This window comes from Pseudoalteromonas sp. 20-MNA-CIBAN-0454 (assembly GCF_040308685.1).
GTDB lineage: Bacteria > Pseudomonadota > Gammaproteobacteria > Enterobacterales > Alteromonadaceae > Pseudoalteromonas > Pseudoalteromonas nigrifaciens.
In genome coordinates this window covers 80,326-88,145 of record NZ_JBEOOB010000016.1, presented here as the reverse complement: position 1 = coordinate 88,145, position 7,820 = coordinate 80,326, and the positions used below count along the sequence as shown (strand labels likewise).

Here is a 7,820-nt window from a genome sequence, read left to right as displayed (position 1 = left end):
TCAACCATGTCACATTTGTTCATGAACACGATGATGTAAGGAACGCCAACTTGGCGAGAAAGTAGGATGTGCTCACGTGTTTGTGGCATAGGACCATCAGTCGCAGCTACTACTAAAATAGCACCGTCCATTTGAGCAGCACCAGTGATCATGTTTTTAACATAATCGGCGTGACCAGGACAATCTACGTGTGCGTAGTGACGAGTAGGCGTATCGTATTCAACGTGAGACGTTGAAATTGTGATACCGCGCTCGCGCTCTTCTGGAGCGTTGTCGATTGATGCGAAATCTTTAGCAACACCGCCGTATACTTTTGCAAGTACGTTAGTGATTGCTGCAGTTAATGTAGTTTTACCGTGGTCAACGTGGCCAATTGTACCTACGTTAACATGCGGTTTTACGCGTTCAAACTTTGCTTTTGCCATGACGGAACCTATCAGTTTTGTGTATCTATATTACATATGAAAATAATCCACCATAGGTAGATTAAGTTGATTTTTTCAAATTTCAAATAGTTTTTTCTGACAGATAAAGGAAGCGCTTAAGGAGGTTCTTAAAACTGGTGCTGATAGGCAGAGTCGAACTGCCGACCTCACCCTTACCAAGGGTGCGCTCTACCAACTGAGCTATATCAGCATCACCATAAACTGGAGCGGGCAGCGGGAATCGAACCCGCATCATCAGCTTGGAAGGCTGAGGTAATAGCCATTATACGATGCCCGCGTTAGGAACCTGTTCTTAAAATACCTCTAACCGTCAAGAATAAAGTGGTGGAGGGAGCTGGATTCGAACCAGCGAAGGCTGAGCCGTCAGATTTACAGTCTGATCCCTTTGGCCGCTCGGGAACCCCTCCACGATAATTCTTTACTAATGCACTTTCGGTAAAAAGGAAAGTGGTGCCGACTAACCGAGTCGAACGGTTGACCTACTGATTACAAGTCAGTTGCTCTACCAGCTGAGCTAAGTCGGCACTGCTTTAGTACGGGGCGAGATATTAGAGTAAGCTTTATTGGGATGCAACTATAAAATTAAAATAAATGAGAATTTATTGTTTAAATGCTCACAATTCAGGCAAAAACCGGCTTTTTTATAATTTATTGCTGTTTTCATCTAATTCATACCAATAATTTAAGCCTTTAATAACCAGCATAGGATCAAAAATACTCTCTTTGAATTGCTGTTGTAATAACGAACCATAACCACCGGCAAAAATAATTTGCGTATTTTTATCATTTAAATAAGGTTTAGCTTGGTTAATTGCTCCTATGGTGGCAACCAAGGCACCATTTTTTAAACCATTTGGGGTGTTTATTCCCAGTTGATTAGTAAATGGCGTATTTTCATCATCAAAAACGCGCTGGGTATTTTGCGTTAACGAGCGGGTCATTAAATCAAGGCCAGGTAAAATCCAGCCACCTAAGTGCTGCCCGTCACAATTGAGTACATCAATTGTGGTAGCCGTACCGGCATCAACAACTATGCAGGCCTTATTTGGATACAAGGTAAAACTTGCAATAAGTGCCAGCCATCTATCTATGCCTAAATTATTAAAGTGCTCGTAAGCACAGGTGAGCCCACCTAGCGTTTTAGTTACTTTAGCTTCAAAGCAGCTAATACTATTAAAGGCGGCTTGCGCTAAAATAGCATTAAGTAGCTCACTGCGCCCTACGCAAGCATAAATAACGTGTGTAATTGCATGCCAAGGTAAATTATTTAAATCACATGCTTGAACTTGCTCGTTTTGCCACAGCTTAGCTTTAAGTGAAGTATTGCCTACATCAATGAGTAATTTCATAGTTGCGCCTTTCTGAGCGAAATTTCGCCGCCGTAATAGCTTTTTACTTCACCATCTTGGCGAATACGAATTCCGCCTTGTGGGTCTATTCCCTCACATATTCCGCGCCAACTACGATGTCCGGTATTTAGCTCTACACATTCACCAGCAAATGCATTTAAAGCATTCCATTGCTGATGCATGCTCTGTAAACCGCTTTCACTATACTGCTCTAAACGCTGCTCTAAATAATAAGTAAGCGAGGCAACCAACTGATTTTTATTAAGCTGCTGCGTATGTTGACTTAAATCAGTCCATGCTTGATCAATGTGCTGACTAAAGCTCTCTGGCATTTGTAAGTTAATACCTATGCCTATAACTAACTGACAAGGACCTTGCGGTTGCGCGTCGAGCTCAACTAATACGCCAGCGAGCTTTTGTTTATTGAGGTAAATATCGTTAGGCCATTTTAGCTCTACTTCTATGTTGTATAGCGCTTTAATAGCATCATATACAGCTAAGCCAACCACTATAGATACGCCCATAGCGGCTTGTATGCCATCATCTAAGCGCCAAAAGTAACTATAATATAAGTTGGCTCCAAATGGCGACTGCCAAACCCGGCCCCGACGCCCACGCCCCAACTGCTGCATTTCGGCCACAATAACAGTACCCGATTCAAGCTCAGTTTTTGCTTGTATGCGGCGCATTAGCTCACTATTAGTGGAGTCTATTATGGGGTGTACTTCTACTTTGGCGGTAGTTGCACCTAACGCTTGATAGTGTTGTTGTATTTGCGCTTGGTTTAACAGTCCGACTTGGCTATTTAAGCTGTAACCTTTACCAGTTACCTTAAAAATATCTAAGCCCATTTCTTGTAAGCTTTTAATATGCTTACTAATAGCTGCGCGGCTAATACCCAGTTGCTCGCCTAATACCTGCCCTGAAATAAAACCACCTTGATTGAGGGCATTTAAAATGGCGAGTTTATTCCCATCGGGTGCTTTCATGGCGTTGGATCCGCTGTAATATGGCATTCACTACTGTTATTAATTAAGCGTACTTCGTGCTCTAACATAATGTTGTAACGAGAAAATACGCTGTGTTGAATATGTTTAATCATCGCAATTAAATCGCTTCCTTGGCTTTGGCCGTAATTTACTAGCACTAGGGCTTGTTGTTTATGTACCTCAATACCTGCAATGCGGTAGCCTTTTAAACCCGCTTGCTCTATTAGCCAACCCGCAGCCACTTTATGGTGCTTTGCACCGTGTTTATAATGCGGTAAATCTGCAAAGGTAGTTAATAAAGCAGCTAAACATTGATTAGTAATAATGGGGTTTTTAAAAAAACTACCTGCATTAGGTAAGGTATAAGGATTGGGCAATTTGCTGTTACGTGTTGCTATTACTTGCTCAAATACCGCTTGTGGCGTAACGGCTGCAAGTTGCTGCAGCGGTCCATAACTCAATACCGGCTGCCACCCTTTAGGCAAGGCTAAATGCACAGTAGTGATCACCGCTTTATTTTTTAACGCGTGTTTAAAAATAGAATCGCGATAGCCAAATTCACATTGCGCATTATTTAAGGTATTAAAGGTTTTGTTTGCTATATCAAAATACTCAACCGACTCTACAAATTTAGCCAATTCAACTCCGTAGGCACCAATATTTTGCACCGGCGCAGCACCCACAGTACCGGGAATAAGCGCTAGGTTTTCAAGCCCGGGAATGTTTTTAGCCAACAGCTCGCTGACTAGTTGATGCCAGTTTTCGCCAGCGGCCACGCTAATTAAGTAATCGTTTGCGCGCTCTTTTATTTGTACACCTTGAGTTGCCATTTTAATAACAGTACCGGTGTAATCATTTAAAAATACTGTATTACTGCCCTCGCCTAATAGGCAAAATGGAGGCTTAAAGCTTTGCGTTTTAAGCTGCTCTAGGTTATTAATTTTAACAAATTGTTGGCATTGGCTGGTTAATGCAAATGTATGTAACGTTTGTAATGAGTGCGCCACAAAGCTCTCTAAATATACCGGTAACTAATCGCGTTAGTTTAACGCATTGTCGCAAATAGCGCATCTGAATGTAAAAATTGCTCAACCCGCCTCGCCAATCATGATATAAAACCAACACTTATTTATTTGTGTTCAGGGTAATTATGAAAATCACACCTCTTTTTTTAAGCCTAGCTATGGCTGGTATGTGCTCACAAGCAATGGCCAATGCTATTGATCAAAACTCGTATGCTAATCTTAATGACGTTATTACTACGCATTTAAACCTTGATTTAGATGTCGACTTTGCCGACAAGCAATTAGAAGGTTTTGTTGAGCACACCCTAGAATGGCAAAATAACAACAGTAAAACTCTAGTGCTCGATACTCGCGATTTAGATATTGATAAAGTAATGTATCAAACGCAAAACGGCACATGGCATAAAGCTAAATTTAGTTTAGCAACACGCGATGATGTTAAAGGCTCAAAATTAACTATTACTTTTAAAAGCCAAGCGCCAAAAGTACGTATTTACTATAATAGCCGCCCTGAAGCGTCTGGCCTACAATGGTTAACACCAGAGCAAACAGCCAGCAAAACACACCCGTTTATGTACAGCCAATCGCAAGCAATTCATGCACGTAGCTGGATCCCAGTACAAGACACGCCAGCAATGCGAGTAACGTACTCAGCGCGCATTCATACCCCTAAAGATATACGTGCGGTAATGAGTGCCGACAATAAAGACGCACTTTATAAAGATGGCGACTATATTTTTGATATGCCACAAGCTATTTCGCCTTACTTAATTGCTATTGGCGCAGGTAATTTAGAATTTAAAGCAATGTCGCATCAAACCGGTATTTTTGCTGAGCCAACTATTTTAGATGCTTCAGTTGCCGAATTTAACGACACCCAAGCGATGATCGATAAAACTAACGCACTTTACGGCGATTATGCATGGGGTCGTTACGATTTGCTTATGCTACCGCCAAGTTTTCCGTTTGGTGGCATGGAAAACCCACGCCTTTCGTTTATTACCCCAACCGTGGTTGCAGGCGACAAAAGCTTAGTAAATCTAATTGCACATGAGCTTGCTCATTCTTGGTCTGGTAACTTAGTTACCAATGCAACCTGGGAAGATTTATGGTTAAACGAAGGTTTTACCTCGTACGTTGAAAACCGCATTATGGAAGAAGTATTTGGTCGCGACCGCGCAGTAATGGAACAAGCCCTTGATGCAGCAGGTATTCGCGCCCAAATTAAAACGCTTGATGCACCAGACACGCGCCTTAACTTAAAGCTTAATGGCCGCGATCCTGATGATGCGTTTAGCTCTGTACCTTATACCAAAGGGCAGTTATTCTTAATTTACCTAGAAGAAAAATATGGCCGCGATAAGTTTGACGCCTTTGTAAAAACTTACTTTAACGAATTTGCCTTTAAATCTTTAACCACTGCACAATTTGTTACTTACCTAAAAGCTAACTTAATTGATAAGTACCCTGGTATTGTGAGCATGGATAAAGTAAATGAATGGATTTTTGCGCCAGGTTTACCAAGCGATACACCTAATCCAACATCAGATGCTTTTGATAAAGTAGATACAGCAACAGCTACTTGGTTAAATGGCGATATCACAGCAGCGCAATTGCCTACAGCTAATTGGTCGGTGCATGAATGGTTGCACTTTTTAAATAACTTACCGCGCGATTTAAGCCAAACACATATGAGCGAGCTTGATACTGCGTATAACTTAACGCAATCAACTAACGCTGAGCGTGCATTTGCTTGGTTTATGCTAGCGGTAGGTAATGGCTACCAGCCAATTTATCCGGCGCTTGATAAGCACTTAACCAGTATTGGTCGTCGCAAGCTAATTGTCCCGCTTTATAAGTCACTTATTGATAACGGCAAAAAAGACTGGGCACAAAGCGTGTACTTAAAAGCACGCCCGGGTTATCACCCACTAGCACATGGCACTATAGACGCATTATTTGAATAAATTATTTAAATAAAAACGAGCTTAATAAGCGAGTGTTTAAAATACAAAAAGGGCCGACATTCGGCCCTTTTTAATTGCATAAAAAAGCTACTTGGTTACTTTTTCTAAAAAGGCTTGTTGCTGAGCTGGAGTTGCTTGTTGCCACCAAAAGTCGAGCATTGCTGCTGCGCTAGGCATGCCCTTACCATTAATAGGTGCAACGAGTTTACTTACTTCGCTGGCGCTTGTTGCCATTGCCGTTGTATTACTAACTTGCTGTACTGGCACAGTGTTTGTAAGCTGGGCATTAGAAATTACACTTAATGGCGCAGCCAGTGCACTTCCTTTTGCTTTTAAGCTTACTTGTGGCGACTGTGCAAATACTTTAGCCGCAACCGCATTTTTGGCACGATTAAACTCTAAAGTATAATCTTTACCTGCTTCAATAGTTACATTTACCCAAAATGGTTCAGACTCTACCACTTCGTGATCGTCGTAACCTAGGTCATACAAGTCAGTATATTTAAGCTTTAATTTATAACTACCCGGTGCTAGCTCTATGTCATCAACACGGCTAAATATCGAGCTTTCAATAACACGCTCACCAACTTGCAGAGGTACAAACTCTTCTGGAAAGTGAATATTTTCTGCCATGCTCGACACACTAAACAATAGCGCTGCGGCACTACCTAATAATATTGATTTACGCATATTTTCTCCTTTATTTGATTTCAGTTTGACACTGCTTGTAAAGTTTGTCATTAGTGGAGCTTACTTTAATCATACTTAATTAGGGGCCATATAATGAGCCAAGAGACTATTTTTACTAAAATAATTAATCGTGAGATCCCAGCTGATATTATTTATGAAGATGAGCATACTCTCGCCTTTAAAGATATAAACCCTCAGGCGCCATTTCACGCACTTATTATCCCCAAAAAGGCAATTGCTACTATTAACGATGTAACGCCTGAAAACTCGCATTTAGTAGGTAATTTATATGTAGTAGCGGCTAAATTAGCCAAGCAACTAAACTTTGCCGACGATGGCTACCGAGTGGTCATGAATTGCAATGAACATGGTGGCCAAACCGTATATCATATTCATTTACATATGCTTGCAGGTAAAGAGATGGGCTGGCCTCCTTATCAAAACACCAAAAAAGTGGCGCTATAAACAGCTATTTATTTTATACAATTAGTTATAAGCTTTTTAGGTTGTTTTATTTTGTAATCGCAATCAATAAATAATTACTTATTTGCAACATTTTATGTTTAAATAATCATAATATCGTACTTGCTTTTTGCGTTACAACGCGACTTTCTAATACAAAAGGTGTGGAGGTCGTGGTAAACTTAATCATAAGCTTTATAAAAGAGTAAAAATAATATGAGCAGTTCAGCCTTTTTGTTATTAGATGAAGAGCCCATTAACACTATTGGTATTAACGTTTTAGAACCTTTGTTAAAAACGCAAGGTATTAGCGTAACCACAGGCACCAATATTTTAGATGTGCCTGTAGGAACACGACTTTTGTTTATCGAAACATCGAGCAAAGATGCGTGGGGAAAATTAAAAGAGCAACTGGTTAATTTACGGATTAAATGCGATATCGTATTATTTAATTTGGATGAAAACCCAGAGCTTGCTAATCGTGCCTTACTTAGCGGAATTCGTGGTGTATTTTACACCACAGATAACGCCGATGTATTGATGAAAGGTATTCGCTTACTACTTGAAGATCAACTTTGGTATCGCAGAGATATAATGTGTAATGCATTAAATCGTATGTTGCAGTTTAATAAAGATGCACTGCATAAGCTTACCGAAGGCGATATTGAGCCAGTTAAACTTACCAAGCGCGAAAAAGCCATAATTTCATTAATGAGTAATGGCTCAAAAAATAAAGAAATTGCTGAAGAGCTAAGCATTAGCCCACACACAGTTAAAACTCATTTATACAGCGCATTTAGAAAAACAAAATGTCGTAACCGTATTGAGCTACTATCGTGGGCACAGCAGCATATTCCAGACGAAATACGTTAATTTAAACTTTAGTTTAAAC

Annotated in this window: 8 protein-coding genes and 4 tRNA genes; 3 read left to right on the top strand and 9 right to left on the bottom strand. The window is 40.4% G+C overall.

What is annotated here, in order from left to right; translation table 11 throughout:
* The 8 genes from AAEZ22_RS09835 to murB form a co-directional block, all read right to left on the bottom strand.
* Window positions 1–425, bottom strand: a 425-nt coding sequence (locus AAEZ22_RS09835) for a GTP-binding protein (protein ID WP_352297102.1), incomplete at its 3' end; no start/stop codon positions are given.
* A gap of 135 nt (window positions 426–560) precedes the next feature.
* Window positions 561–636 (bottom strand) — tRNA-Thr (locus AAEZ22_RS09830).
* 12 nt (window positions 637–648) lie between these two features.
* A tRNA-Gly gene (locus tag AAEZ22_RS09825) sits at window positions 649–723 on the bottom strand.
* 45 nt (window positions 724–768) lie between these two features.
* A tRNA-Tyr gene (locus AAEZ22_RS09820) sits at window positions 769–853 on the bottom strand.
* Window positions 854–894: 41 nt separating this feature from the next.
* Window positions 895–970 (bottom strand) — tRNA-Thr (locus AAEZ22_RS09815).
* A gap of 117 nt (window positions 971–1,087) precedes the next feature.
* Window positions 1,088–1,795: a pantothenate kinase gene (locus AAEZ22_RS09810; RefSeq protein ID WP_011329539.1), complete on the bottom strand. Its 708-nt coding sequence runs from the start codon at window positions 1,793–1,795 to the stop codon at window positions 1,088–1,090.
* On the bottom strand, window positions 1,792–2,784 hold the full coding sequence (gene birA, locus AAEZ22_RS09805) for a bifunctional biotin--[acetyl-CoA-carboxylase] ligase/biotin operon repressor BirA (RefSeq protein WP_011329540.1): 993 nt from the start codon (window positions 2,782–2,784) through the stop codon (window positions 1,792–1,794). Before birA ends, AAEZ22_RS09810 begins: the two co-directional genes overlap by 4 nt.
* On the bottom strand, window positions 2,781–3,791 hold the full coding sequence (murB, locus tag AAEZ22_RS09800; RefSeq protein ID WP_089368877.1) for a UDP-N-acetylmuramate dehydrogenase: 1,011 nt from the start codon (window positions 3,789–3,791) through the stop codon (window positions 2,781–2,783). The genes birA and murB overlap by 4 nt, the downstream gene beginning before the upstream one ends.
* 143 nt (window positions 3,792–3,934) lie before the next feature.
* On the opposite strand from murB, the gene AAEZ22_RS09795 reads away from it, so the two are divergent.
* The gene (locus AAEZ22_RS09795; protein ID WP_011329542.1) at window positions 3,935–5,776 is read left to right on the top strand and encodes a M1 family metallopeptidase; all 1,842 of its coding nucleotides are present in this window, start codon (window positions 3,935–3,937) and stop codon (window positions 5,774–5,776) included.
* A gap of 87 nt (window positions 5,777–5,863) precedes the next feature.
* Here AAEZ22_RS09795 and AAEZ22_RS09790 read toward each other — a convergent pair whose 3' ends face one another.
* Window positions 5,864–6,466 carry a DUF2057 domain-containing protein gene (locus AAEZ22_RS09790; RefSeq protein ID WP_011329543.1) on the bottom strand — a complete coding sequence of 201 codons (603 nt, stop codon included), beginning with the start codon at window positions 6,464–6,466 and terminating at the stop codon, window positions 5,864–5,866.
* Between the two features lie 93 nt (window positions 6,467–6,559).
* Between AAEZ22_RS09790 and AAEZ22_RS09785 the strand changes: the two genes are divergently transcribed.
* Together AAEZ22_RS09785 and AAEZ22_RS09780 are read left to right on the top strand one after the other, a co-directional pair.
* Window positions 6,560–6,931, top strand: a complete 372-nt coding sequence (locus AAEZ22_RS09785) for a histidine triad nucleotide-binding protein (protein ID WP_011329544.1) — start codon at window positions 6,560–6,562, stop codon at window positions 6,929–6,931.
* Between the two features lie 213 nt (window positions 6,932–7,144).
* A complete protein-coding gene (locus tag AAEZ22_RS09780) occupies window positions 7,145–7,801 on the top strand; it encodes a helix-turn-helix transcriptional regulator (RefSeq protein WP_086994433.1) in 657 nt (218 codons plus the stop codon).
* Window positions 7,802–7,820 lie beyond the last annotated feature (19 nt).

Excerpts from the sequence above, each read along its gene's own strand:
- AAEZ22_RS09810 (WP_011329539.1), bottom strand. The coding sequence starts at position 1,795 with ATGAAATTACTCATTGATGTAGGCAATACTTCACTTAAAGCTAAGCTG.
- birA (WP_011329540.1), bottom strand. The coding sequence starts at position 2,784 with ATGAAAGCACCCGATGGGAATAAACTCGCCATTTTAAATGCCCTCAAT.
- AAEZ22_RS09795 (WP_011329542.1), top strand. The coding sequence starts at position 3,935 with ATGAAAATCACACCTCTTTTTTTAAGCCTAGCTATGGCTGGTATGTGC.
- AAEZ22_RS09790 (WP_011329543.1), bottom strand. The coding sequence starts at position 6,466 with ATGCGTAAATCAATATTATTAGGTAGTGCCGCAGCGCTATTGTTTAGT.
- AAEZ22_RS09785 (WP_011329544.1), top strand. The coding sequence starts at position 6,560 with ATGAGCCAAGAGACTATTTTTACTAAAATAATTAATCGTGAGATCCCA.
- AAEZ22_RS09780 (WP_086994433.1), top strand. The coding sequence starts at position 7,145 with ATGAGCAGTTCAGCCTTTTTGTTATTAGATGAAGAGCCCATTAACACT.